The sequence below is a fragment of the Synechococcus sp. L2F genome (assembly GCF_024345695.1).
Classification (GTDB): Bacteria; Cyanobacteriota; Cyanobacteriia; order PCC-6307; family Cyanobiaceae; genus MW101C3.
Map to the genome: position 1 here is coordinate 33,648 of NZ_JAGQBP010000001.1, position 21,164 is coordinate 54,811.

Annotated in this window: 28 protein-coding genes and 1 pseudogene; 11 read left to right on the forward strand and 18 right to left on the reverse strand. The window is 60.8% G+C overall.

The genetic code is table 11. The features are described from left to right. Nucleotides 1-312 precede the first annotated feature (312 nt). Together KBZ19_RS00165 and KBZ19_RS00170 are read right to left on the reverse strand one after the other, a co-directional pair. Nucleotides 313-576 carry a hypothetical protein gene (locus KBZ19_RS00165; RefSeq protein WP_094510581.1) on the reverse strand — a complete coding sequence of 88 codons (264 nt, stop codon included), beginning with the start codon at nucleotides 574-576 and terminating at the stop codon, nucleotides 313-315. Continuing rightward, complete coding sequence (locus KBZ19_RS00170; protein ID WP_255099234.1) at nucleotides 573-788, reverse strand: hypothetical protein; 216 nt, start codon at nucleotides 786-788, stop codon at nucleotides 573-575. The genes KBZ19_RS00165 and KBZ19_RS00170 overlap by 4 nt, the downstream gene beginning before the upstream one ends. Here KBZ19_RS00170 and KBZ19_RS00175 point away from each other — a divergent pair. Beyond that, nucleotides 787-1,062: a hypothetical protein gene (locus KBZ19_RS00175; protein WP_255099235.1), complete on the forward strand. Its 276-nt coding sequence runs from the start codon at nucleotides 787-789 to the stop codon at nucleotides 1,060-1,062. The genes KBZ19_RS00170 and KBZ19_RS00175 overlap by 2 nt on opposite strands. A gap of 83 nt (nucleotides 1,063-1,145) precedes the next feature. Here KBZ19_RS00175 and dcd read toward each other — a convergent pair whose 3' ends face one another. The 3 genes from dcd to KBZ19_RS00190 are packed head-to-tail and all read right to left on the reverse strand — an operon-like array spanning nucleotide 1,146 to nucleotide 4,552. Then, a complete protein-coding gene (dcd, locus tag KBZ19_RS00180) occupies nucleotides 1,146-1,670 on the reverse strand; it encodes a dCTP deaminase (RefSeq protein WP_255099236.1) in 525 nt (174 codons plus the stop codon). Nucleotides 1,671-1,704: 34 nt separating this feature from the next. After that, nucleotides 1,705-3,012 carry a hypothetical protein gene (locus KBZ19_RS00185; protein ID WP_255099237.1) on the reverse strand — a complete coding sequence of 436 codons (1,308 nt, stop codon included), beginning with the start codon at nucleotides 3,010-3,012 and terminating at the stop codon, nucleotides 1,705-1,707. After that, complete coding sequence (locus KBZ19_RS00190; RefSeq protein WP_255099238.1) at nucleotides 3,002-4,552, reverse strand: class I adenylate-forming enzyme family protein; 1,551 nt, start codon at nucleotides 4,550-4,552, stop codon at nucleotides 3,002-3,004. Before KBZ19_RS00190 ends, KBZ19_RS00185 begins: the two co-directional genes overlap by 11 nt. 422 nt (nucleotides 4,553-4,974) lie before the next feature. Between KBZ19_RS00190 and KBZ19_RS00195 the strand changes: the two genes are divergently transcribed. Both KBZ19_RS00195 and KBZ19_RS00200 read left to right on the forward strand, forming a co-directional pair. Next, the gene (locus KBZ19_RS00195; protein WP_255099239.1) at nucleotides 4,975-5,205 is read left to right on the forward strand and encodes a type II toxin-antitoxin system Phd/YefM family antitoxin; all 231 of its coding nucleotides are present in this window, start codon (nucleotides 4,975-4,977) and stop codon (nucleotides 5,203-5,205) included. Then, nucleotides 5,202-5,594 carry a type II toxin-antitoxin system VapC family toxin gene (locus tag KBZ19_RS00200; protein ID WP_255099240.1) on the forward strand — a complete coding sequence of 131 codons (393 nt, stop codon included), beginning with the start codon at nucleotides 5,202-5,204 and terminating at the stop codon, nucleotides 5,592-5,594. The genes KBZ19_RS00195 and KBZ19_RS00200 overlap by 4 nt, the downstream gene beginning before the upstream one ends. A 40-nt stretch (nucleotides 5,595-5,634) precedes the next feature. Here KBZ19_RS00200 and KBZ19_RS00205 read toward each other — a convergent pair whose 3' ends face one another. The 4 genes from KBZ19_RS00205 to KBZ19_RS00220 all read right to left on the reverse strand — a co-directional run bounded on the left by KBZ19_RS00205 (nucleotide 5,635) and on the right by KBZ19_RS00220 (nucleotide 7,037). Continuing rightward, nucleotides 5,635-5,769 carry a hypothetical protein gene (locus KBZ19_RS00205; protein ID WP_255099241.1) on the reverse strand — a complete coding sequence of 45 codons (135 nt, stop codon included), beginning with the start codon at nucleotides 5,767-5,769 and terminating at the stop codon, nucleotides 5,635-5,637. Nucleotides 5,770-5,809: 40 nt separating this feature from the next. Next, entirely contained in the window at nucleotides 5,810-6,043 is a 234-nt protein-coding gene (locus KBZ19_RS00210) for an AbrB/MazE/SpoVT family DNA-binding domain-containing protein (protein WP_255100008.1), read from the reverse strand. Between the two features lie 507 nt (nucleotides 6,044-6,550). After that, entirely contained in the window at nucleotides 6,551-6,835 is a 285-nt protein-coding gene (locus KBZ19_RS00215; protein ID WP_255099242.1) for a HigA family addiction module antitoxin, read from the reverse strand. Between the two features lie 4 nt (nucleotides 6,836-6,839). Continuing rightward, nucleotides 6,840-7,037, reverse strand: coding sequence for a type II toxin-antitoxin system RelE/ParE family toxin (locus KBZ19_RS00220; protein ID WP_315856303.1), 198 nt, complete (start codon nucleotides 7,035-7,037; stop codon nucleotides 6,840-6,842). A gap of 225 nt (nucleotides 7,038-7,262) precedes the next feature. On the opposite strand from KBZ19_RS00220, the gene KBZ19_RS00225 reads away from it, so the two are divergent. After that, nucleotides 7,263-7,877, forward strand: a complete 615-nt coding sequence (locus KBZ19_RS00225; protein ID WP_255099245.1) for an HNH endonuclease — start codon at nucleotides 7,263-7,265, stop codon at nucleotides 7,875-7,877. A 151-nt stretch (nucleotides 7,878-8,028) separates the two neighbouring features. Here KBZ19_RS00225 and KBZ19_RS00230 read toward each other — a convergent pair whose 3' ends face one another. Continuing rightward, nucleotides 8,029-8,220: a type II toxin-antitoxin system HicA family toxin gene (locus KBZ19_RS00230; protein WP_255099246.1), complete on the reverse strand. Its 192-nt coding sequence runs from the start codon at nucleotides 8,218-8,220 to the stop codon at nucleotides 8,029-8,031. Between the two features lie 35 nt (nucleotides 8,221-8,255). After that, nucleotides 8,256-8,495 (reverse strand): type II toxin-antitoxin system HicB family antitoxin, encoded by a 240-nt coding sequence (locus tag KBZ19_RS00235; RefSeq protein WP_255099247.1) that lies wholly within the window; start codon nucleotides 8,493-8,495, stop codon nucleotides 8,256-8,258. Nucleotides 8,496-8,604: 109 nt separating this feature from the next. Here KBZ19_RS00235 and KBZ19_RS00240 point away from each other — a divergent pair, with 109 nt between their 5' ends. Continuing rightward, on the forward strand, nucleotides 8,605-9,606 hold the full coding sequence (locus KBZ19_RS00240; protein ID WP_255099248.1) for an HNH endonuclease: 1,002 nt from the start codon (nucleotides 8,605-8,607) through the stop codon (nucleotides 9,604-9,606). An 87-nt stretch (nucleotides 9,607-9,693) separates the two neighbouring features. On the opposite strand, the gene KBZ19_RS15050 is transcribed toward KBZ19_RS00240, so the two are convergent. The 6 genes from KBZ19_RS15050 to KBZ19_RS00270 form a co-directional block, all read right to left on the reverse strand. After that, complete coding sequence (locus tag KBZ19_RS15050; protein ID WP_255099249.1) at nucleotides 9,694-10,575, reverse strand: DUF3883 domain-containing protein; 882 nt, start codon at nucleotides 10,573-10,575, stop codon at nucleotides 9,694-9,696. A gap of 73 nt (nucleotides 10,576-10,648) precedes the next feature. Further along, nucleotides 10,649-12,007 carry a DNA cytosine methyltransferase gene (locus KBZ19_RS00250; protein WP_255099250.1) on the reverse strand — a complete coding sequence of 453 codons (1,359 nt, stop codon included), beginning with the start codon at nucleotides 12,005-12,007 and terminating at the stop codon, nucleotides 10,649-10,651. Further along, nucleotides 12,004-12,762, reverse strand: coding sequence for a DUF6339 family protein (locus KBZ19_RS00255; protein WP_255099251.1), 759 nt, complete (start codon nucleotides 12,760-12,762; stop codon nucleotides 12,004-12,006). The genes KBZ19_RS00250 and KBZ19_RS00255 overlap by 4 nt, the downstream gene beginning before the upstream one ends. Before the next feature lie 3 nt (nucleotides 12,763-12,765). Further along, entirely contained in the window at nucleotides 12,766-13,704 is a 939-nt protein-coding gene (locus KBZ19_RS00260) for a hypothetical protein (protein WP_255099253.1), read from the reverse strand. A gap of 206 nt (nucleotides 13,705-13,910) precedes the next feature. Then, nucleotides 13,911-15,533 (reverse strand): hypothetical protein, encoded by a 1,623-nt coding sequence (locus KBZ19_RS00265; protein ID WP_255099254.1) that lies wholly within the window; start codon nucleotides 15,531-15,533, stop codon nucleotides 13,911-13,913. Next, nucleotides 15,530-15,769 carry a hypothetical protein gene (locus KBZ19_RS00270; protein WP_255099255.1) on the reverse strand — a complete coding sequence of 80 codons (240 nt, stop codon included), beginning with the start codon at nucleotides 15,767-15,769 and terminating at the stop codon, nucleotides 15,530-15,532. The genes KBZ19_RS00265 and KBZ19_RS00270 overlap by 4 nt, the downstream gene beginning before the upstream one ends. A gap of 305 nt (nucleotides 15,770-16,074) precedes the next feature. Here KBZ19_RS00270 and KBZ19_RS00275 point away from each other — a divergent pair. The 4 genes and pseudogenes from KBZ19_RS00275 to KBZ19_RS00290 all read left to right on the forward strand — a co-directional run. Next, nucleotides 16,075-16,254, forward strand: a pseudogene (locus tag KBZ19_RS00275) (DEAD/DEAH box helicase family protein); the annotation flags it as partial. A 544-nt stretch (nucleotides 16,255-16,798) separates the two neighbouring features. Next, complete coding sequence (locus KBZ19_RS00280) at nucleotides 16,799-18,049, forward strand: DUF3427 domain-containing protein (protein ID WP_255099256.1); 1,251 nt, start codon at nucleotides 16,799-16,801, stop codon at nucleotides 18,047-18,049. 57 nt (nucleotides 18,050-18,106) lie between these two features. Beyond that, entirely contained in the window at nucleotides 18,107-18,406 is a 300-nt protein-coding gene (locus tag KBZ19_RS00285) for a nucleotidyltransferase family protein (protein ID WP_255099257.1), read from the forward strand. 1 nt (nucleotide 18,407) lies between these two features. Then, on the forward strand, nucleotides 18,408-18,761 hold the full coding sequence (locus KBZ19_RS00290; protein ID WP_255099258.1) for a DUF86 domain-containing protein: 354 nt from the start codon (nucleotides 18,408-18,410) through the stop codon (nucleotides 18,759-18,761). Between the two features lie 318 nt (nucleotides 18,762-19,079). Here the strand turns inward: KBZ19_RS00290 and KBZ19_RS00295 are convergent, their stop codons facing one another. Further along, complete coding sequence (locus KBZ19_RS00295) at nucleotides 19,080-19,508, reverse strand: hypothetical protein (protein WP_255099259.1); 429 nt, start codon at nucleotides 19,506-19,508, stop codon at nucleotides 19,080-19,082. 84 nt (nucleotides 19,509-19,592) lie between these two features. Between KBZ19_RS00295 and KBZ19_RS00300 the strand changes: the two genes are divergently transcribed. Both KBZ19_RS00300 and KBZ19_RS00305 read left to right on the forward strand, forming a co-directional pair. Then, the gene (locus KBZ19_RS00300; protein ID WP_255099260.1) at nucleotides 19,593-19,853 is read left to right on the forward strand and encodes a hypothetical protein; all 261 of its coding nucleotides are present in this window, start codon (nucleotides 19,593-19,595) and stop codon (nucleotides 19,851-19,853) included. After that, on the forward strand, nucleotides 19,825-21,105 hold the full coding sequence (locus tag KBZ19_RS00305) for a hypothetical protein (RefSeq protein ID WP_255099261.1): 1,281 nt from the start codon (nucleotides 19,825-19,827) through the stop codon (nucleotides 21,103-21,105). The genes KBZ19_RS00300 and KBZ19_RS00305 overlap by 29 nt, the downstream gene beginning before the upstream one ends. The last annotated feature ends 59 nt before the right edge of the window (nucleotides 21,106-21,164 follow it).

The window sequence follows — 21,164 nt, forward strand, 5'->3', positions numbered from 1 at the left end:
GAACGTTCGCCACGTTTGAGGCAGTAAGCGCGAGTTTCTGGTGGTTGGGGTTAAAGCACCGCCTCTGTCTGTCATCTGAAGTGACGGATCATGAAATTGTGCCGCATGCCGCGTGGTTGGGTGTCAATGCGGTAAAGCATTGGGGCGACATTGGTTGATGAACGCCCTTGCTCCGCCGCTCGAGCTGGCTGCGGATAACGTTCCAGCTCCAGAGTTGCGATCTGGACATCCTGTTGAGGCACACAGGCGACGCACCGATAGCGGCTGGGGGGTGAGACTGCCCCAGGCCATACCTGCGGCCACGGCATCGCGCTAGGGGTCAGGCTTCCGCAACCGCCTGGCGCCCAGCACTGCCAGGGCCACGAGGGAGAAAGCAGCCAGCCACAGCAACAGCAGCACCGCGAGGGAGGCGAGACAGTCGAGTGGGGTCTTGATGGCGCAGTAGAGCAGGCCCCAGAGCGTGAGCGGCAGCAACACCACCAGGGAGGCCAGCGCACCGGCCAGGGCCACCACGAACAGCAGGACGCGCAGCAGCCGGCGGAGCTTGGCGCGACGGTGGCGTGGGTTGCTGGTCATCGCCCCGGCGCAACCCAAGCGGCGGTAGCCACCTGTGCGGCGATAGCCACCCGTGCGGTGGGGATCGCCTGGAGGGGGAGGGTCATGGCGAGCAAAGCAACGGAGGTGCGGCGGGCACGGCCCATCCCTGCGGCGATGGTGCGGTTGTTGGTTGTGCTGACTGCCGCCAGGCCATCAGACTCCTGGATGATGCCCTTGGATCCTCGCGCCATGAAGACGTCACGCTGCGCTCTGGCCGCCAGGCTCCTGGCCCTGCCGCTGCTCACACTGCCGCTGCTGATCCCCGGGGCGGCGGTGGCACAGAAGCGGATCCCCAAGCTTCCGGGCTACGACCAGTGCCCGCTGGGGTATGTGAATGACCTCAAGCAGCACTGTAATTCACCCATCTATTACGAAGTGAGGCCCACCTACGGCAAGCCCTGCGAATCGGGCTGGATGAACATCGGCGCCGGTTACTGCAAGAAGAAAACTCTGGGCATTTTCTGACTGTCGCTGCCGCAGCCCCCAATCGCGCAGATCAGAGGCAGAGCCGGCAGCACCCCCGTACCGCACCAGGAACGACCGGGCTCTCAGAAGGAGTCCTCCGTCTGGCCAGCGAAGCCGCCGGCATAGATCTCGCTCCCCTCCAGCTTCTGGAACACGAACTGGCAGACCGCGGTGCCGGGAATCACGGCCAGGGGAGCGGGGCCGAAGTTACTCATCTCCAGCACCTGCTGGCTGTCGATCCCCGGCCCCATGAAGGGGGCGCTGATGTGCACCATCAGGCCCAGCCGCGCAAAACGGCTGCGACCCTCCAGCCAGCCGCACAGCCCTGGCCCCAGGCGTAGCCGCTCCTGGGTGATGCCCAGCACCGTTTCGCCCGGCATGATCAGGATGTGCTCGTGCTGGGGCACCTTGATCTTCTCGGTGAGCTGCCGGTAGTCGGTGTGCTCGCGCACCTCGATCACCTCGTGCACCTTGCGGAACACGCGAAAGGTGCCGGCGAGGGTGAGGTCGAGAGAGGCGGGGCCCAGCCGCTCGGGAACGAACGGCGTGACCCCGATCGCGCCCGCTTCGATCGCCTGCAGGATCGCCTCTCTGCCGAGAACGGCCATGGTTTTCGCTGGGCACAGGCGAGGGTGGATTGTCTCAGGCGGTCGGCCGGGGCCCACCGGCCAGGTCGTCGATGGTCTGCTCCAGCAGATCGCGGCCGCTGTCGTACACGACGCGCGGCGCCGGCCGGCCAGCCTCGGTGGCGCCCAGCCGGCGGGCGGCGGCACGGCGCCGCTTCAGCTGGGGATCGGCGTGGCGGGCCGCCTGGGCCCAGGCCTGGCGGCGGGCATTGCAGGCCGCGATGGCACGGTTGCGCCAGTGCTGCAGCGGCAGGCGGGCCAGGGGCAGGAGCAGCAGCAACAGGGCGTAGCCGATGGCGAATCGCGCCAGCCAGGCCACGGGGGGCAGCCAGGCGGGCGTGATCGCCAGCAGCCACGGCGAGAGCACCAGCAGGGCCCCGACGGCGACGCTATAGGCGACCCGTTGCCCGCGTCCGGCCCGACTGAAGCGAAAGGCCCGCTCACGCAGGGGCGGCACCGGCCCATCAGCGCGGGCCGCTCTGGCCGTCAGGGAGGGGAAGCCATAGATCAGATCCCCGTCCTCACTCACCTCGGGGCGGCCGTCGAAGCGCAGCAGCACCGGCAGCATGGCGGCATCGGCGAGGTCACGGCGGCGGTCGGGATCGGCGGGGCAGTCGGGCAGATCGAGCAGCGGGGCGAGGTCCTCGGCGATCACCACGCCACCGCGCTTGCGCAGGAAGGCGCCGATGCGGCGCCAGCGCTGCGGTTCGAAGCGGGCATTGGGATCGCCATCGCCGAACAGGATCGAGAACACGGCGCTGAGGAAGCCCAGGGCGGCCGGATCGGCGCCCTCGCCGGGCAAGTCCCAGAGCAGGCTCCACAGTTGCTGCGGCGTGACGGAGGCGGAGCCCTGGCGCGACGGGGCCCGGATGCCGGAGGCGAGCAGATCCAGGATCGAGAGGGGCACCTGGGCCAGCCCCTGCAGCAACGCCAGGCCGGCATCGTCGGCGTCGTCGCTGGTGAACAGCCGCACGATCAGCAGCACCGACAGGATCAGCACCACCAGGGTGGTGACCAGCAGCAGCACCAGGCCGAAGCTGAGCCGGATCAGCCGGGCGGCGAGACGCAGGGCCACCTGCAGCCGGGCCTGCAGGCGCCGGCGGCCGCTGCGGGCCAACAGCCGCATCCGCAGCGCGGGGGGGAAGACGAACAGCAAGGTGCCGTCCTCGGCCACCTGCAGGCGACCGGACACTTCGGCCACCAGGGCCAGCAGCCCCGGCTCGACTTCCTGCAGGGACAGCCCGGTGCCTGCGGCCACCTCGCCGACGCTGCAGCGGCGCCCGCGGTTGCCGATCCAGTCGAGCAGGGAGGCCTCAACCGGCATGCAGCCCATCCACCGCCAGCTGCCGCAGGGCCAGCCGGTCGGTCTTGCCCACGGGGGTGAGCGGCAGCTCAGGCAGCACGCGGATCTCCTCCGGCGCCTTGTAGCCGACGCGGGCCCGGGCGAAGGCGATCAGTTCGGCTTCGAGTGGGGCGGACTGATCCGGGCGGAATGTGACGTAGGCCCGCACGTTTTCGCCGTGCACCGGGTCGTGGATGCCGATCACCCCCACCAGATCCACGGCTGGGTGCTCCGCCAGCGCCTCCTCCACCTCCTGGGGGCAGATGTTGGAGCTGTCGTGGACGATGATCTGCTTGCGGCGGCCGCAGAACCAGAAGAAGCCATCGGCGTCGACCCGCATCTCATCGCCGGTGTCCAGCCAGCCCTTCTGGATGGTTTCGGCAGTGGCCTCGGGGTTGTCCCAATAGCCCAGCATCCGGGAGGGCGCCTGGATCCAGAGGCGTCCCTGCTCGCCCGGGGCCACCTCGTTGCCGTTCTCGTGGCGCAGGCTGGCGCTGAACCCCGGGCAGAGCCGGCCGACGGAGCCGATCCGGTTCTGGCCCGACGGGGGCGCCAGGGTGGCGTAGCCGATCTCACTCATGCCGAAGCATTCGTCGATCCCGAAGCCGGCGGCGCTGCGGAACTCCTCCTGCAGCTGGTGGGGCACCTTGTCGCCGCCGCTGATGCAGAGGCGCACCGAAGCCAGATCCGTCGGCAGCAACCGGTCATCCCGCAGCAGCTCGAACAGGGCGGCGGGCAGCATCAGCAGCACCGAGGGCCGGTGGCGCCGCAGCAGGGTTTCCACGGTGGGCGCATCGATGCGGCTGGCGATCGCCGCGGAGGCGCCGCCGGCCAGGGCGGCCAACACGAGGGCGGAGGAGGCGATGTGGGCCAGGGAGCTGCCGGCTAGCACCTCCTCGCCGGCCCGCAGTTCGATGGCCTGGATCAGGGAGGTGAGCACGGCGGCGAAGCTGGCCCGGCTGTGGGTCACGCCCTTGGGCCGGCCTGTGCTGCCGGAGGTGAAGTAGATGAAGCAGGGCTCGTCGTCGGCCAGGGGGGGCCAGGGCAGGGCCTCGCCGCCGGCGGGGGCCGCGGCCAGCAGCTCGTCGAACCCGGTGGGATCGTCGATGCGGTGGCAGCCAAGGGGCAGCTGGCCCGCCACGGCGCTGGCCTGCAGATCGGCCAGCCGTTCGCCGTGGAACACCAGGGCTGCGGCGCCGCTCACCGTCAGCGCATGGTCGATCTCCGGGGACACATAGCGGTAGTTGAGCGGGGTGAGCACCAGGCCGCTGCGCAGGCCGGCCAGGTAGTGGACGACCAGCTCCACCCGGTTGGGAATCAGGGAGGCGAGCCGGTCGCCCCGCCGCAGACCCAGCCGCTGATAGGCCCTGGCCAGCTGCTCCGCCTGTCGCTCGAGCTCGGCCCAGCTGATGCTTTGGGTGAGATCCTGCAGCGCCGCTGCCGCCGGGTCGCGCCCCAGGCCGGCCTCCAGGAGGCGATCCAGGTCGACGAGTGGGGCCAGGGACGGGCCGTGGAAGGGCATGGAAGGCCGTAAGCCCGCCCACTCTGGCAACGGTTTGGGGACGCCGGCATGCCGGACGTCCTGCGTTGAAGGCAGGCGCCTGAGTGACGTGGTCCTGCGGATGATGGGGAAGAGGCTCAGCGCAGGAACTTCCTCGCGTCCTGAAGCATCCCGACACCGAGGCCACGTCCATGGTTCTCCCGCTGCCCTGACGGATGCGCTCTGGCGCCTCCACCATGTCGACCTCTGGACCACGGTGAGGCTGAAATAGCCGGCAACGGGGTTCTCCTCGTCGGCGACGACGAACGTTCGGGCCGAGCTAAACGACGCACGCCAGGAGGGGTCGCTCCAGGGGATAGCGGCTGGTGGCTCTTTTGCATCGCAGTGGACGTCGCCGCTGCGATGGGTGGACTAAACTAAGACTTAGTTCAGGGCGATCCCCCATGGAGCCGGTGAACATCCACCAGGCCAAGACCCAGCTCTCCCAGCTGCTGCATGTGGTGGAGCAGGGAGAGGAGGTGGTGATTGCCCGGGCCGGCGTGCCGATTGCACGGCTGGTGAGCTGGAAGGCTCAAGCCCAGCCTGTGGCAGCGCCCGGGGCCATGCGCGGCCAGATCCAGCTCGGTGCTGACTTCGATGCGCCACTGGATGGCCTGTTCGAGGCGCTGCAGTGACGCGGCTGCTGCTCGACACCCACGTGGTTCTGTGGTGGCTGAATGACGATCCGCGACTGCCGGAGCCTGTGGTGGAGCGCGTGCAGGCCCCGGAGGCGGAGGTGTTCGTCAGTCAGGCCTCGCTTTGGGAGATGGCGATCAAGGTGTCGATCGGCCGCTTGCAAGTGGATCTGCCCGAGTTGGAGCGCCAGGTGCCGCTGCAGGGCTTTCGCTGGTTGCCGATTCGCAACGCCCATCTGCTGGCGGTGGCGGAGCTAGAGGCCGATGCCGACCATCGCGATCCCTTTGATCGGCTGCTGGTGTGCCAGAGCAGGACGGAACCCATGCTGCTGCTGACAGCGGACCGCCGGTTGCGGCGCTACGGCAACACCGTGAACGTGATCGGATAGCGAGCGCGAGGAGCTCCCGTGCGGCCACCTTGGCGAAGGCCTACACCACCAACCCAAGGATCTGCCCCACGATCGCCATCACCTCCTCCAGCTGGGAGTCGTTCAGTCGCCCGATCGGATGGGGGCGAGCGCCCCTGGCGCGCCAGTCGAGGGATTTGGGCTGCTGGCAGAGCACAGAGCGATGGGAACCCAGCCTTGGACGGCACGGCGGGGACTCACTCGATGACCTCTGCACCAACCGGACGGAAGGCCATGGCCTCGGTGGGTTCGCCAGCCATGGGCTCGTAGGCCTCAAGCCGTTCGGCCAGGGACAGGCGAGGCTGCACCGGCCGGATCATCACGCCTCCCTCCACAACGGAGAGTTCCACGCTCTGATCCACCTGAAGCTGAGCCTCCCGGGCGATGGAGGCGGGCAAGCGGGTGCCGAGGCTGTTGCCCCAGCGGCGCAGGGCCTGGCGGGAAGGGGTGACACATCAGCTCTCTGGGGCATCTCCGAACCAGAAGGCCCCCGTCCTCGGGACAGGCTGTTGGATCCCGGTTCTCTCCCGTCTGCCTGCCGTCCACCCTCACAACGACAGGCCCTTGTCCACGCGACGGACGAGAGCAGGGGTAAGGGACTGCGGCGGCACACCAACACCCGGAGCCGGGTTGGCTGCAGCCGCCACCATCACTCCATGGCCTCCAGCCCCTCCGCTGCCTTCCTTCGCCTGCGCGCGTTCTTCGCCGAACGCATGCGCATGAGCCCCATTGACCAACCGCTGATGCTCATGGAGCTGCTGGGGAGGAGCAACCCAGCCCCCGCGCAGGACGTGGCCCCCGCCGGATCATGGGATGCGCAAGGTGCTCACCGGCAACGGCATCACCCGCTGCGAGAAGGGCACCGTCGCCCTGGTGGGCGGCGAGCAGCTGAGCGACGCAGAGGGCGGCATCTGCTGGCACTGAACCGCCAGGCCCGCTCACGCCATTGATTGGATTGGCACGATCGCCGGCAGCACGCTTGCCAAGACCTGCTTGGCCTGCTTCAGATCATGACTCCCTTGCATCCGCAGCCAGAAGCCCTCGCTCAGACCGAAGAAACGGCACAGGCGCAGATCGGTGTCGGCAGTGATCGCCCGCCGTCCTTTGACGATTGCGTTGATGCGGCTCTCCGGTACGCCGATCGCCAGCGCCAACCGGTACTGACTGATCCCCATTGGCCGCAGAAACTCCTCCAGCAGCACCTCGCCCGGGGGCACGAGCATCACTTCAGTGGTAGTCAACGATCTCGACCTCCTCTGGCCCGGCTTCCGTCCAGACAAAGCAGAGCCGGAACTGGTCGTTGATACGGATGCTGTGCTGGCCATGGCGGTTACCCCTGAGCGGCTCCAGGCGATTGCCTGGTGGAACTTGTAGATCGTTGAGGCAGGCGGCCGCATCAAGGATGGCGAGCTTGTGGAACGCCACGCGAGCGAAGCTTCCAAAGCGGCGCCCCGGCTTCCCTTCAAAGAGGGCCTGGGTGTCGCGGCAACGAAACGACCTGATCACACCGTCACCTTACCCCCGCTGGACGTAGGCACGCCAGGCAGTGGGGCCGGGCTAAGGCGATCACGCGCTGACATGGCGGCCTGGCTTGCCTGTGTTCCTCCCCCTAAAAGTGCCACCCCCTGTCACACCCGCCAGGATTCCCCCATGCCCCCGCCCCCCTCCAGCACCTACCAGCGCCTGCGCGAGTACATCGCCGAGCGCATGCGCATGCGCCACATCTACCAACCCCTCATGCTCATGGAGCTGCTGGGGAGGAACAGAACAGCCCCGCCCCAGCGCAGGACGTGGCCCGGCGGATCCAGGGCAGCGCATGGTGGGCAAGGTGCTCACCAGCAACGGCATCACCGCCTATGGCAACGGCGCCTACAGCCTGATCGGCGGCGACGAGCTGAGCGACGCCGAGCGCGACGCGCTGCTGGAGCTCTGCTGCCAGCGCCTCGATGCCTTGCCTTCCGCGAGCAGCGCGGCGACGAGGTGTTGGCCCACCGCAGCCGCCACCGCAGCCCGATCAGCGGCTCAGCGAAGTACCGGGTTTACCGATGCGCCCGGGGCTGCTGCGAAAGCTGCGGCGCGCATGAGCACCAGCGGGCCCTGGAGGTGGACCACCTCATCCCCAAAAGCCAGGGCGGCTCCGACGCCATCAGCAACCTGCAGGCGCTCTGCTTCCGCTGCAACACCGGCAAGCGCGACGGCTGTGTGCCTACGCAAGAGGGCGCACCGACTTTCACGGCCTGCTGGCTAGCGACGGCCACCGCGTAGCGGGCTGTGTGTTCTGCGCGCTGGAGGGCAGCGGCCGGGTGCTGCTGGAGAACGAACTGGCGCTCTGCATCGCCGTTGCCGACCTGGTGATTGAGGGGCAAGCGATGAGCTTCCAGAGCTGTGCCCCAAGGGCTATGGGCAGCTGCCAGGTTCACCGGTAGCCAAGGAATTCCTCCATGGTCATGCCGATGTCCTTGGCGATCTGACGAAGCAGCGGTGGCGCGATGTCGCGGCCCTGATGGGCTGGAACGGTGGTGCCGCGTCCACGTCCATCGCGGAACTGCAGATGGGATCCGCGTTGACGGACAAGCTCAAAACCCAGTTTCCGCAGGATGCCGACCACCTCCGAGGGCTTGAGAACCGGTGTCGAGCCCACGTTCAAGCCGGGACAACGATCTGCTGTAGGCCGACGAAATCGCTCTCCAGGCTCGGCTCGCCGTCCTCCAGCAGCATGGCGATCACCTCCTGGAGATTGGCCTGCAGCTCGTCGAGCGTCGCCCCCTGGCTGTGGGCGCCGGGGAAGCCAGGCACATGGCCCACAAGCAGACCTGTCTCGCTGCAGCGTTCGATCACGGCGGAGTAGGTACGCACGATCTGGCCGGCCTTCACTGGTCGCATCGTAGGTACCGCGGCTGGGCTTGCCGATTGGTGTGGGACGACCATCGGAGGGTGATGGTCTTCTCGTCTACAAGTGCCACCCCCCGTCCCAGGCGGCCAGGATGCCCCCATGTCCCCGCCCCCCTCCACCACCTACGAACGCCTGCGGCACTACATCGCCGAACGCATGCGAATGAGCCACATCTACCAGCCATTGATGCTGATGGAGCTCCTCGGCCGCCGCAGCCCCGCCCCAGCGCAGGACGTGGCTCGGCGGATCCTGGGCGAACACGTGACCCAGATCGACTACTACACCGAGCGGGTGAAGCGGATGGTGGGCAAGGTGCTCACCGGCAACGGCATCACCGCCTACGGCAACGGCGCCTACAGCCTGATCGGCGGCGACGAGCTGAGCGATGCCGAGCGCGATGAGCTGCAGCAGCTGTGCCGCCAGCGCCTCGATGCCTTCCGCGAGCAGCGCGGCGAAGAGGTGTTTGCCCACCGCAGCCGCCACCGCAGCCCGGTCAGCGGCTCGGTGAAATACAAGGTGCTCACCCGCGCCCGGGGCCGCTGCGAGTGCTGCGGTGCGCACGAGCACCAGCGCGCCCTGGAGGTGGCACCCATCATCCCCAAAAACCAGGGCGGATCCGACGCCATCAGCAACCTGCAGGCGCTCTGCTTCCGCTGCAACGCCGGTAAGCGCGACACCGACTCCACCGACTTCCGCGGTCTGCTGTCCAGCAACGGCCACCGCGAAGCGGGCTGTGTGTTCTGCGCGCTGGAGGACAGCGGCCGGGTGCTGTTGGAGAACGAGCTGGCGCTCTGCATCGCCGATGCCTACCCGGTGAGAGAGGGGCAAAGCCAGGTGATCCTGCGTCGGCATGTGGCCGACGGGGTGGAGCTGCACCAGCCGGAGTGGAACGCGGTGGTAGAACTTCTGAAGGCGCGGAGGGAGCAGCTCAGTGCTCTGGACGCAATGATCAGCGGATGGAATGTGGGGCTCAACTCAGGCGAAGCGGCCGGGCGTAAGGTGTTTCATGCGCACTGGCATCTGATTCCTAGGCGAGAGGGGGATTGTGAGCAGCCACAGGGTGGAGTGCGGAAAATTATTTCGGAGAAACAGTGGCAATGAGACAAGCAATTAGTCACTGGTGAAGTCTGCGAACACCTAGCGCCGAAGAATGAACTGCAGAACCTGCTTCGTCATAATGTTTTGAAACTATTGGACCATAGCCAGATAGGTTGAAGGGGAAAGCCGGCATGTCGCAGAGAGAGCCCCAGGCAACGTAAAAAGACGTGGCTTCACGGCAAACCCAAATAAGCAATAGAGATGGTAGCGATGCGCCTCGGACTCTGAGACGGCAAGCTCATTTTGCGACACATAGAATGGAGTCTCCTTGCCATACTTCGTAGTCTTTACCTCAATCAGCCTTTCAGCCCCTGTCTCATCATAGGAAAGAATGTCGAAACCAGCACCATCCCCACGGTCGCTGGAGGTATGTTCAATTTTAGCGGCAAGCCCTTCCTTGCCCAGACTACTTAGTCTCGCCCGCTCATAGTGAAGGACGAAAAGCTCGCCGGCAGATCCTAGAGAGCGATTACGCGCTTCTCTCTCCAAATAGTTTACTGAACTGCAGACGCGAAGCTTCATATCCTGCCTGGACCTATGGCCTACGTCTTGAGGCCGCCGGGCCGGAGGCCGAGTTACCACTGAAAGTATGTTATCAACCTCAGGCACCACAATTGGACGTTCCGAATCTACTGCCGCGATACTCTGAAGCTGCTTGTTTGATGCAAGACTCTCCGAAACCACTTCAAGCAGTAGCCCCTGATAACTCGACCGTGGCTTGTAGCCTCGAATGTACTGAAATCCAAGATCGATCAGTGCCGCACTAATATTGGCGTACTTGAACTCAATGGACTGCTCAGATCGATGAGTCAGGTGCTGAATGAGCCCACGCCGGTGCGCCGCCTTGCTGTAGGGAACCCCAGCGAGTTCTGCGGCAAGCATGGCGAAATAATCAGCCACGGTTACTTCGACTTCCTGACGTGTCCAATCGTTAGCAATTCTTGAAATTGATTGGGATCCAACACCCTCCACGGGTTAGACGGTGGATATGAGGGTTGCAAAATGGCACTGCCATGCCCACTGCTTCAGAATCGTGTCAGCGGCTCTAAGCAGCAACTGAAAGCAGATCTGGGTTAGTGTCTTCCGAAGAAAACTCAGATGCAATCTGCACAGCCAGAAGGTTGCCAACTGCCCGTGCCATCATAGGAGACACAGCATCACCAATGACCTTAGAATGAACATTTCTAGAAGGCATAAGTCCATCAGTATAGAATTTATAGCTCGTTGGGAAGCCTTGAATCAAGGAGGCCTCGCAGGCCGTGATAACTCGTCGTTCTGATGGATGGACAAACCTACCTCGCCCCGGCGAGTTAAAGCCCGTAGTTATAGTTCCACTAGGCAGATCAGGACATAATCTACCATAAACAGACTTATAGTTATGATTTTCATGATGACATACTGGTCGATGGTCGAACGGGAGATCGTACACATTCATATCATGTAGCCAGTTGATGCGCTCCAGATTTTGCTTACTTGGGGCAGAAGGAGTGTAAAAGCAATTTTGCAGATCACATACGGTTGGCGGCATTTGCAGCGCCCATGAAACACTTCGTGGCCTAAGAAAGTACGAAGAATAACTTTTCATCAATGCTCTAGGGTTAATACCCTCGGAGTTATAAGCAATTGTAAAGTGTCTGTTACGAGTCTGCGGCAAGCCAACTTCAATTCCTTTTACCAGAACAGAGTGGACCGAATAGCCAAGTGACTCCAGAAGCATATGTGTCTTATGAACATTTCCGCTGCGATCTTTGAGAACACTAGATACATTCTCTATGGCAATAACCTTGGGAGAGAGCAAAGCGGCATAAGTCGCAACAGCCAGATACAAGTTATTTCTCGGGTCATTGCGCCTTGAATGATTATTCAGGTTCGAATGTCCCTGGCATGGTGGGCCAGCCAACAAGACATCGCAACCCTGCATTAGGATTTCAAGTGTTTCAATACCGATATTCTGAAAGCTGGGATCATGTAGTGAAAGAGTGTTGTCAATATTCTGGCGAAAAACACACCGCGCTAGATCGTTGACGTCCTTTGAGAATGAGACCAGCGGGGAATGGTTCAGGGTGTAAAGAGAAAGAGCACTTTCGTCTATATCAACGGCTGCTGTAATTTCAACGTTAAATCCTGCTGAGTTAAATGCTTGCTTTATGCCTTCGGTGAACCCACCACAGCCGCAGAACAAGTCAACAACTCTGATGGGATTCAGATGACGAGCTAGGGGCTGTGAGCAATGCCCCTGCAGAATTAGTCGATCCCATGCATCAATAAAAGTTTCTCCACTTCGTACACTCGCGCCAGGGATGTAGGATTCAGATTTATATAGGCCTTTCTCAGTCTGGAACGATATTTCTTGAAACAGCCCTTTTGACGAAAGGAAGTATTCAATGTCGATTGCTTGTTTCACTGATTACGCTCTTCAACCCGGGTGATCCCAAGACTAGCAGCTAAGCCATGAATCACGGTATCGCACTCAGCCTCTGTTAGAACTTCAAATGGTGTAATTGAGTGTTGCTTGCGGATCTCAGGGCCCAACATCCGAATGATTTCTGACTTACTGGTCACATCTTGAGTTCGAAACTGGGTTTCCTCAGGATCATAAAAGAAGCGTGTTAATGCCCGAATTAGCTGTGGAGACTGCGAATAGATTGCTCTTAAAACAAATGAGCTCCAGTAGTCGCTTCCTCCCCTTTTAGCAAGCCAATAAGGATCATCGTTCTTACAATCTATTGAAAGAGAGGCACGGTGCCAAAGACGGGGCAACAGTGAGTCGTATATTCGCTCACCAAAATGAACTCCACTTAGCTCATCCCATGAACCATAGCAATAGCGCCGATAAACAATATCTCTCATATAAAGAGAGACAAAGATCCAGAAGTTAGGCGATACCGCAATCTTTGACGATAGGTTTGGCAAGCCTTGATGAAGCAACGCCGCAGTTTGGCCGTCAATCTCGTTCCAATCATCAGACCGAACCGTCTTGATCTCAACCCCCTCATAGAGCTTGGTTATCTCTGACTTTAACCTAATTATAATAGAATTATCAATATTTACCTCAGATACTGCTGAAACGGCAAACTCTTCAACCCTGAAGGAACCCGGATCAGCGACAAGACGAGAGAAAGCGTGATCAACATTCTCAGATGGGATGATGGAGTACATAGTCTAGCGTGTAGTTGTTCGTGCAGTACTTGACAAGGTGCACATGTCTTGAACCCTAGCCCTTACGATGGAAGGATTATTAATCCATCGGTTCCGAAACTCCATGTAGTCTTCTGGTTTATCTAGACCCATCCGTGTTAATAGCTTTGAACAGATTGAACCACTTATGACTTCTGTTGGCAAGTCTGTGCAGAAACTGAAGAGTGCACTTACTGCTTCAGAGACTACGTCAACTACAAATAGACGGGCCAATAGGTCTCCTGCGACACCAGCATTACAGAGCCTCCCAAACTTGACTGCGGAATCTTCGTTTATGAAAACTTGAATTATGTCACTTGCCATAATATCCGTGAAGGATGAGGGCCCTGTAGCCACTAGACTGACAAGCCATAATGTATCCTTACCTGCCCCATTTTGTTCAAAGAAGTCAGGAGGCTTGGGAATTGGGGTAAACAAGCCCTTCCCAATGCCAAACATAAGATTAAATCGTTTAAAACCGATTAGCCTCTTCACCCATGCCTCATCCGCAACTGTAGCGACAATATCCACATAAACATCGCCAGTCAAGCTAAAGGCTCCAAAATGATCCTCAACAAAGTCAATCTCAAGATTGCCGGTCTCTAAGCTACTACTGTCTATAGTCTGCTCATGAATGCACGTAGCCCTTCTGGATAGTTGCTCCTTAAGTATAATCGCCATGTCTATGCATCCCGAATTCTGGGCAAGCAATTTGTTCAAGACTGAAATATCATAACTGACTACTAGTCTTGGCGCGTTCGAAAAGAAGTCCTCTGGTGCTACATCAAACTGCAGCTGAGCAGGGTCAACTAAAGACTCTGCATCCTGCTTAATGTAGGAGGGACTAAAGAGTTGATACTTCTCTTGTGCTCCATCAGCAAAGAGAACTGATCCTGTTTCACTGCCGATAAAGGAAGTTTTCAAGGCTCAAGTACCTCCGTTCGAGTCTCGCGATTAAATCTGGAAGGAACACTTGTTGTGCGAAACACAAAGGTTACAGGATCCTTGGTGATTCGGAACATCACTGTATCACCATCTGAAACAGTGTCTGCAGTTGTACTGATCAAGGCACTTAAATGCTTTTCTACCTTATGCCTCCCGTTATCATCGCCCATCACATCAAGCCAGTGTTAGACCAACAGCACCCTCTCGCTGTCACTTACCTTTGGACTAAGCGATACCCTGACCGTTTCTTCATAATAAGGCATCTGTGGATCACCAAGAGGGTTTTCCCCTACGGCGGGTCCTGGATATTGAATACTGCATAATCTACTAGCGGTAGATGTGGTCCGTTTTAGGCCCCTTCCAAATATTTCGGTTAATAGCTTGCCAATCTTCCTGAAATCTTCATTAGACACCTTTTTTGCTGGAGCACATGCATCAGCAAACTCCCGGAAATGAGTATTAATTCGACGGACGATACTCTCTATCTCTTTTCTCGCGTCTTCAAGTGTAACAGGTTTGGGAAGATAAAGGTACTCCTCTTGCTCTTCAATGCGATCACTCTTTGAGTCCCAGCCCCAATGGCTAGCAGGCTCAGAGGATCGAAGCAACTTGTTTAGCTCTTTATTCGCAAAAAATACACCTGCGACTGGGCTCAAAAAACTTCCACTAGATGGAGGCTTCCAGTATTCGACAACCATTCCTGATGCTCGAATCAACGCCACACTGTTGGTATACAGGCAGTCATTTGTCCATTCATCAGCTGAGCTAACATCTATTTGCTTGTATGCAAAAACTCCCGGAGAAAGCCCTGTTGCAGAGCTAGCCTTTAAAATCTTTTTCTTCTCCATCGGTTCTTGCGGATCTCTTCGACCACTGGCAATATGGTAGCAATCAATAAATGGCTTTAAGTGGTTTGCTGACGTTGGATCAGCGTAGGCTTCATCAAATCCATCATCAGACACTGAAACGGTAAGCTCACCATCAATGATCTTCTTCCACCAATAGTTCTCTGCTGATGCTTTAATCTCATCTAGATCACAATCACCTGTCTCGCGGGGTCCAAAAATTGCAACAGAAGTACCAGTCTGTTCAGCTGTTCGTACTTCAAAGCCCAGCTTACTTGCAAGCTCATCTGCTTCATTATCACAAAAGGGGGTCATTTCATACGCCAGGCCAACTTCTTTGCTGCATAGAAAAATGAAGCCGGGATACTTAATGCCTTTGAAAGTGAATGACTTATTTCTTGTAACCCCAAAAAGCAGTTTATGAGAGTTTCCTTCTTGGTCTTGATAACAAGAGTAGGCTACAATGGTTCTGATTTTGCTTTTGTCTGTATAGACAGCCTTGCCATATCCAAACGAGCCTCCGCTATCAGATGACTCGTCATTATCTCCTACTCCATAAAAGAATCTTCCGAACTTAGAATCTAGAATGTTGCCGCTCTCAGAGTGCTCCTCAAGGCCTGTCGTCCCATAGTCTTCAATATAGAGTATCCTATCAATACTAGTGGTCTCTTCAAGACCAGGAATTGCGTCTATAATGCGTGGCAGTATTTCAGAATTAAATCCAAGAATGCTATGAATCAGCTGACTGTGCTGAACATCAATAGTGCAATACCTGTACACCATTAACACTTGCGGTGAGCCTGGAAGTTGCGCATCACAAGAGTTCTGTAGTGTTTCGCGTACAAACTTATCATTGCTGGACAGCGGCGCAGTTGAGCCCTGAGACAATAAAGACTTTGAAGCACTATTACCACTCGAAAGCCCAATTTGTCTTTCTAGTATATGATGCGAGAACTGCTTCATTTTAAAGAAAAGCCAGAGGATGCCGGAGCAGATGGCGCGAAGCGCGCCATCACGGAGTTGACTTGCCCAGTAAGGGCTGCTTTTATTTTTTTCACCTGATCATCATTATAAGAATAATTAGAGCGGTTGCTCAGCCTCCCAATGCTTTCAATGGCATCTAGGGCTTTTTGCACACGCTTTTCGGCAAGAATTACGAATTTTTCTGCGTTTGTGGCTTCTTTTGGGCTGCTTTTCATGTTTGGGAGCGGCATTCTCCCCATTGTGGCCCCTGGAGACGCCTCCGTCAAGTCCTAACGCGTCTATTTGCCCAAATAGACGCGGTTCTGGCTCCCCTGGCGCCTACTGGGCTCATTCTGGCAGTCCATGGCAGCCGGAAAGGGCTCACCCTCAGCGTTAAATACATCTACCGACGTCCGTTAAGAGACTGGATCACTCACCTTCAGCTGGCCGCCGCCCCTTCCCTTAGTGCCCCGAGCAGTTCCCCATCCCCGAACCTCCCCGGCTGCTGTTCATCGCCCACCGCAAGGAGATCCTGCAGCAGGTGCTGCGCGATGGCTCCTTCGGCGAACTGCTGGTGGATGGCCAGCGCCCCAGCCAGTGGCGCCATGTGTTCGCCTCGGTGCAGTCGCTCGCTGGGCTGGATCCGGCGGACCTGGCGCCGGGCACGTTCGACGTGGTGATCGTCGATGAGTTCCACCACGCCGCCTCCGCCAGCTACGAGCGCTGGCCGGCCCACCTGAGGCCGTCCCTGCTGCTGGGCCTCACCGCCACCCCCGAGCGCACCGGCGGCGAGGACATCCTCCATTGGTTTGACGGCCGCATCGCCGCCGAACTGCGCCTCTGGAGCGCGTTGGAGCAGGGCCTGCTGTGCCCGTTCCACTACTTCGGCCTCCACGACGGCACCGACCTGTCGCAGATCGAGTGGCGCCGCAATGGCTACGCCAGCGAAGCTCTCACCAACCTCTACACAGCCGACGATGCCCGCCTGCGCCTGGTCCTGCGCGAACTGGCAGACAAGGTCACCAACCTGGATTCGATGCGGGCCCTGGGCTTCTGCGTGAGCGTGGAGCACGCCCATTGGATGGCCCGCAAGTTCGTGGCCGCCGGCCTGCGCGCCGCTGCCCTGGATGCTTCCAGCCACCGGGAGCAACGCGCCGAGCAGATCCGCCGCCTGCGCTGCGGCGAGCTGCAGATCCTCTTCGCGATGGTTTTTCTGCAAACAGCCACTGTTCAACGAAGGCCTCGACATCCCAGAGATCGACACGGTGCTGTTCCTGCGGCCCACCGAGAGCGCGATCGTGTTCCTGCAGCAGCTCGGCCGCGGGCTGCGCCTCTGCCGGGGCAAGAGCTGCCTCACGGTGCTGGATTTCATCGGTCAGGCCCACCGGAGCTTCCGCTTCGACCTGCGCTACAGCGCCCTGCTCGGCGGCACCCGCGACCAGCTGGAACAGCAGATCAAGGAGGGCTTTCCCTTCCTGCCGGCCGGCTGCAGCCTGCAGCTCGATCGGGTGTCGAGCGAGCGGGTGCTGGCCAATCTGCGCGAGTCGCTGCCCACGCGCCGGCCGCAGCTGCTCGCCGAAGCCCGCCGCCTCAGGCGCTGTTCGCTGGCCGGGTTGCTGGAGGGGCTTGGGATGGAACTGGGGGAGTTCTACAAGGTGGCGGGCTCCTGGGCGTTGCTGCAGCGGGAGTTGGGGTGGTTGGCGGCGGGGGCGACCACCGGCGATGAGGAGCGGCTGGGGCGGGGGATTGCCAGCGGCCTGCTTCATCTCGATGACCCGGAGCGGTTGCGCTGGCTGGTGGATCAGCTGCAGCGGGCCATCGCGCCCCATCCGGCGGGCTTCGAACCGGAGACGGAACGCAGCTGGCGCATGCTGATGGCCCAGCTGTGGGGCAGCGGCCGCCAGCACCTGCCCCTGGCCGAGGCCCTCGTCCGGCTCTGGGCCGCCGCCGACCTCCGCGCCGAACTGGTGGAGCTGTTCGCGCTGCTGCTCGAGCGCACCGACCACCTGGTGGCGCCGCTCGACTGGGGCCGCGCCGATCCGCCCCCTATCCCCCTCAAACTCCACGGTCGCTACTCCCGCGCCGAGGTGTTCGCCGCGTTTGGGTTGCTGAAAGAGGCCCGCCCTTTTCCCGGCCGGGAGGGGGTGTTCTTTGACGAAGCCACCCAGTGCGACGTCTTCTTCATCACCCTCAAGAAATCCGAGCGCCTGTTCTCCCCCACCACCCGCTACAACGACGTCGCCATCTCGCCGTGGGAGTTCCATTGGGAGAGCCAGAGCCTCACCCGGGAAGCGTCCGCCACCGGGCAGAGATACATCCACCACCACGAGCGCGGCAGTCGGGTGATGCTGTTCGTGCGCGAGGAGAACAAGCGCGGCGGGGTGACGCTGCCGTTTCTGGGCCTGGGGTTCGCGGATTACGTGAGCCATGAGGGCGAGCGGCCGATGGCGATTCGCTGGCGGCTGCAGAGGGCGATTCCGGCGGCGTTTGTGCCGGAGTTGGCGTTGGCGGTGTGAAGGAAACCCGGGCCCCATTAGCCTGACCCGATGGAAACGGTTGCCCCGCTGCTGCCCTTGCTGGCCGATCGGCTGGAGCCGCTCAGGCACCTGTGCAACCGTTACGGCGTGGATCGTCTCGAAGTGTTCGGCTCGGCGGCGAAGGGCCTGTTCGACCCTGCCAGCAGTGACCTGGACTTCATCGTGCAGATGACGGGCCAACGGGAACCGGGCTACGCCCGGCGCTTCTGTTCCTTCGCTGATGAATTGGAAGCCCTCTTCGGCCGTCCGGTAGATCTCTTGACGGAAGCCATGATCCACAATCCCTATTTCCGGAACGACGTGGACGCTTCACGCCGGCTTCTCCTGGAACTCTGAAATGCGAAGGGAGGCGCTGAAACGCCTGCTTGACGCCTTTGAGGCCATTGAGGCGATTGAACGCTTCATCCAGAACTGCACGCTTAACCACTACCTTGACGATGAGCTGATCCAATCAGCTGTGGAGCGCAAATTTGAAATCATCGGAGAGGCTCTCAAGCGGGCCCTTGAAGGCGATCCCAGTGTGCTCGTGATCATTCCAGATGTACGTCGCATCGTTGGAACACGGAACAGAATCATCTATGTGTACGAAGCCGTGGATCAGCTGATTCTCTGGGATTCGATCCAGAATGACCTGCCTGGCCTGAGATGCTCTCTCTTGGCAGCGTTGGACAAGGATCCTCCCACCACTTAGCCATTGCCACTCTCACCGCCGACGCCCTGTGCATCCACCGCGAAGGCGTGATCTGGCACCGGACCTGCGCGACCGACCTACTGTTCATCACCCTGCGCAAAAGCTAAGCCCTCTTCTCCCCCACCACCCGCACCTGCGACCTGGCCCTTGGCCCCTCTCGGTTCCATTGGCAGAGCCAGAACACCGGCGCGAGGCCGGCCGGGCCGGGGGTGTCACCGAGCCGTTCCGGTGTCTGGGATTTGCCCGCGATGAGAGCCACGAGGGTGAACGGCCGCTTGGCCACCCGCCAACGCCTTGGTCGCCGAAAAGGTGTAGACCCTACTCAGCCCCGGTAGAAGCGTCAGGAACATCATCGAGCTTCTGGCAGACACCCTTTGAGTTCCACTTGGCGGGTTCAAGATCCGTGAACGAACCGGTTTCACCCTTGTAGCTGAGGTTTTGGAGATCGACGGTGTTGGTCTCCCACTCCATCTGGGGGCGATACCGTTTCACCTCCCAGTGAACCTCCTGCGAGGTGATCCTCACGAGCATCTCATCCACCAGACCTCGCGCAGCCGGATCTGGGATGTCGGAGTTCCAGAAGGTGTTCGTCCTGTCCAACGTACGGGGATCCAGTTCCTGTACTTGTTGCTGGCGGGGATTGACGCGGACGGTCTTCAGCGAACCTTCCTCGAGCTGGCAACGCAGCAGAAAGGGCTTCGGCTTCAGGAGATGCTCACAGCCAGCGAGAAAGAAGGCCAGTGTCATCATCCCCAGGTGCCGTGTGCAGAGTGGGAGCATCAGTGAAGGGCCCAACGCTGAATCCAGATCCAGACCAGCAGCTTGGTTCAGGTGTCCTCCCTCGCCACCAAGGTGTTCACGAACCGCATCAACCAACCGCGGACATCAACCATCTCAGCGATAACCCCCGTGTGGCTGCCGCCCTGCTTGCAGCTGGGGGTGGTGTTGCTGTCTTTCCTGTTTGTTGGCCCGTGGGATTGGGCGCGCGCCGGGCAGCATCGTTCCCACCCGAACTCCGCGGCGGTGCTGATACTCGGTTCCATCCTCCACTGCCACAACCTCGATGATCCGTCTCACTGCGGCTCAACCTGAGCTATTGCGGTTGCTGGGGGAGCGCGGTGGGGCGCTCACCGCTGGAGAGGCGGCATCCCGCACGGGCCTCTCCCTGGAGCTGATGGAGCGCCAGCTGCTGGAGCTGGCGGTAGCCGTTGGGGCCACTCTGCGGGTGAGCGACGACGGCAGCGTGGCTTATCACTTCCCACGCCATCTTTGGCGAAGGTTGCTGGCGCGTTCCTGGCGGTTGCGGTTGGGGGTCACGCTCGGCTGGCTCTGGCTGCAGTCCAGCCGGCTGGTTCGCCTTGTGATCGGCACGCTCCTGACGTTGCTGGCGTTGCTGCTGGTCACTGGCCTGATGGTGACCGGCCGGATTCCGGCCTCCGCGGAGTTCCTCAAAGCCATGGCTGGTCTGCTGCTGCACGTTGTGCTGGGCGTGGGCGACAGCGTGGCCGGCCTCGCCAGGGGCCGCCGCCGTCAGGATGATGATCCGGTCGCCTTGCAACGGCAGAAAGCCATCCAGGACGACCTGGAGCTTCTGGAGTCGCTGTTTTCGGTGCTCTTCGGCGATGGCGATCCCAACCGCAACCTGGAGCAGCGGCGTTGGCGCCGCATCGGCTGCTTCATCGCCCATCGTGGTGGAGCCGTGATTGCCGAGGATCTGGCCCCTCTGCTGGATCTGCCCCGCCGGCCCGCCGACGGTGAACGGGCCGGTGAGATCGCCGATGCCGCGATGCTGCCGGTGCTGCTGCGCTTCGATGGCCGCCCGGAGGTGAGTGAACAGGGCGAGTTTGCCTATCACTTCCCAAGCCTGCAGGTGTGCTCCGGGCTCGCCAAGCCTGCACACGACCGTGGCCAGGCCCTTGCTGCGGATCGCCCCTCACCACCGCTGAGGGAGCGGCGGTGTGTCTTCAGCCGTGCAGGCTCGGACGTGCGCTGGGCCTACGCCGTGCTCAGCGGCGCCCTGCTTCTGCTCGCCCCGATGCTGTTCGATATCCTTCGGCCCACGCCGCCCCTGCTGGCGGGCCTGGCCTGGTTCAGCATCGGTTACGCCCTTCTGCTGATCGCGATCCCGCTGCTGCGGCTGGCGGCCCTGCGCTGGCGCAACCGGCCCATTGAGGAACGCAACAGCCTTCGCACCGGCTGGGCGCGCAGCGCCAGCTCCCCCACAGGGCGCCTCGATCGCAAACGATCCTTCGCCCGCCGCTTCGCCCGCCACCGGCGCCTCGGCACAGACGGCTTGGCCTACACGACCGAGAAGGGAATGCTTGAGCAGGAGATTGAGTCCTGATCGAAGCTCAGCATCACCTTGGCGAAGCTCCGCGGGAACGCGCACGGACTCGCTGTTGC

Coding starts and splice junctions, on each gene's coding strand:
- KBZ19_RS00165 (WP_094510581.1), bottom strand. CDS start 576: ATGACCAGCAACCCACGCCACCGTCGCGCCAAGCTCCGCCGGCTGCTG.
- KBZ19_RS00175 (WP_255099235.1), top strand. CDS start 787: ATGAAGACGTCACGCTGCGCTCTGGCCGCCAGGCTCCTGGCCCTGCCG.
- KBZ19_RS00170 (WP_255099234.1), bottom strand. CDS start 788: ATGGCGCGAGGATCCAAGGGCATCATCCAGGAGTCTGATGGCCTGGCG.
- dcd (WP_255099236.1), bottom strand. CDS start 1,670: ATGGCCGTTCTCGGCAGAGAGGCGATCCTGCAGGCGATCGAAGCGGGC.
- KBZ19_RS00185 (WP_255099237.1), bottom strand. CDS start 3,012: ATGCCGGTTGAGGCCTCCCTGCTCGACTGGATCGGCAACCGCGGGCGC.
- KBZ19_RS00190 (WP_255099238.1), bottom strand. CDS start 4,552: ATGCCCTTCCACGGCCCGTCCCTGGCCCCACTCGTCGACCTGGATCGC.
- KBZ19_RS00195 (WP_255099239.1), top strand. CDS start 4,975: ATGGAGCCGGTGAACATCCACCAGGCCAAGACCCAGCTCTCCCAGCTG.
- KBZ19_RS00215 (WP_255099242.1), bottom strand. CDS start 6,835: ATGCTCGTGCCCCCGGGCGAGGTGCTGCTGGAGGAGTTTCTGCGGCCA.
- KBZ19_RS00225 (WP_255099245.1), top strand. CDS start 7,263: ATGCCCCCGCCCCCCTCCAGCACCTACCAGCGCCTGCGCGAGTACATC.
- KBZ19_RS00235 (WP_255099247.1), bottom strand. CDS start 8,495: ATGCGACCAGTGAAGGCCGGCCAGATCGTGCGTACCTACTCCGCCGTG.
- KBZ19_RS00240 (WP_255099248.1), top strand. CDS start 8,605: ATGTCCCCGCCCCCCTCCACCACCTACGAACGCCTGCGGCACTACATC.
- KBZ19_RS00255 (WP_255099251.1), bottom strand. CDS start 12,762: ATGTACTCCATCATCCCATCTGAGAATGTTGATCACGCTTTCTCTCGT.
- KBZ19_RS00265 (WP_255099254.1), bottom strand. CDS start 15,533: ATGAAGCAGTTCTCGCATCATATACTAGAAAGACAAATTGGGCTTTCG.
- KBZ19_RS00270 (WP_255099255.1), bottom strand. CDS start 15,769: ATGAAAAGCAGCCCAAAAGAAGCCACAAACGCAGAAAAATTCGTAATT.
- KBZ19_RS00290 (WP_255099258.1), top strand. CDS start 18,408: ATGCGAAGGGAGGCGCTGAAACGCCTGCTTGACGCCTTTGAGGCCATT.
- KBZ19_RS00295 (WP_255099259.1), bottom strand. CDS start 19,508: ATGACACTGGCCTTCTTTCTCGCTGGCTGTGAGCATCTCCTGAAGCCG.
- KBZ19_RS00305 (WP_255099261.1), top strand. CDS start 19,825: ATGATCCGTCTCACTGCGGCTCAACCTGAGCTATTGCGGTTGCTGGGG.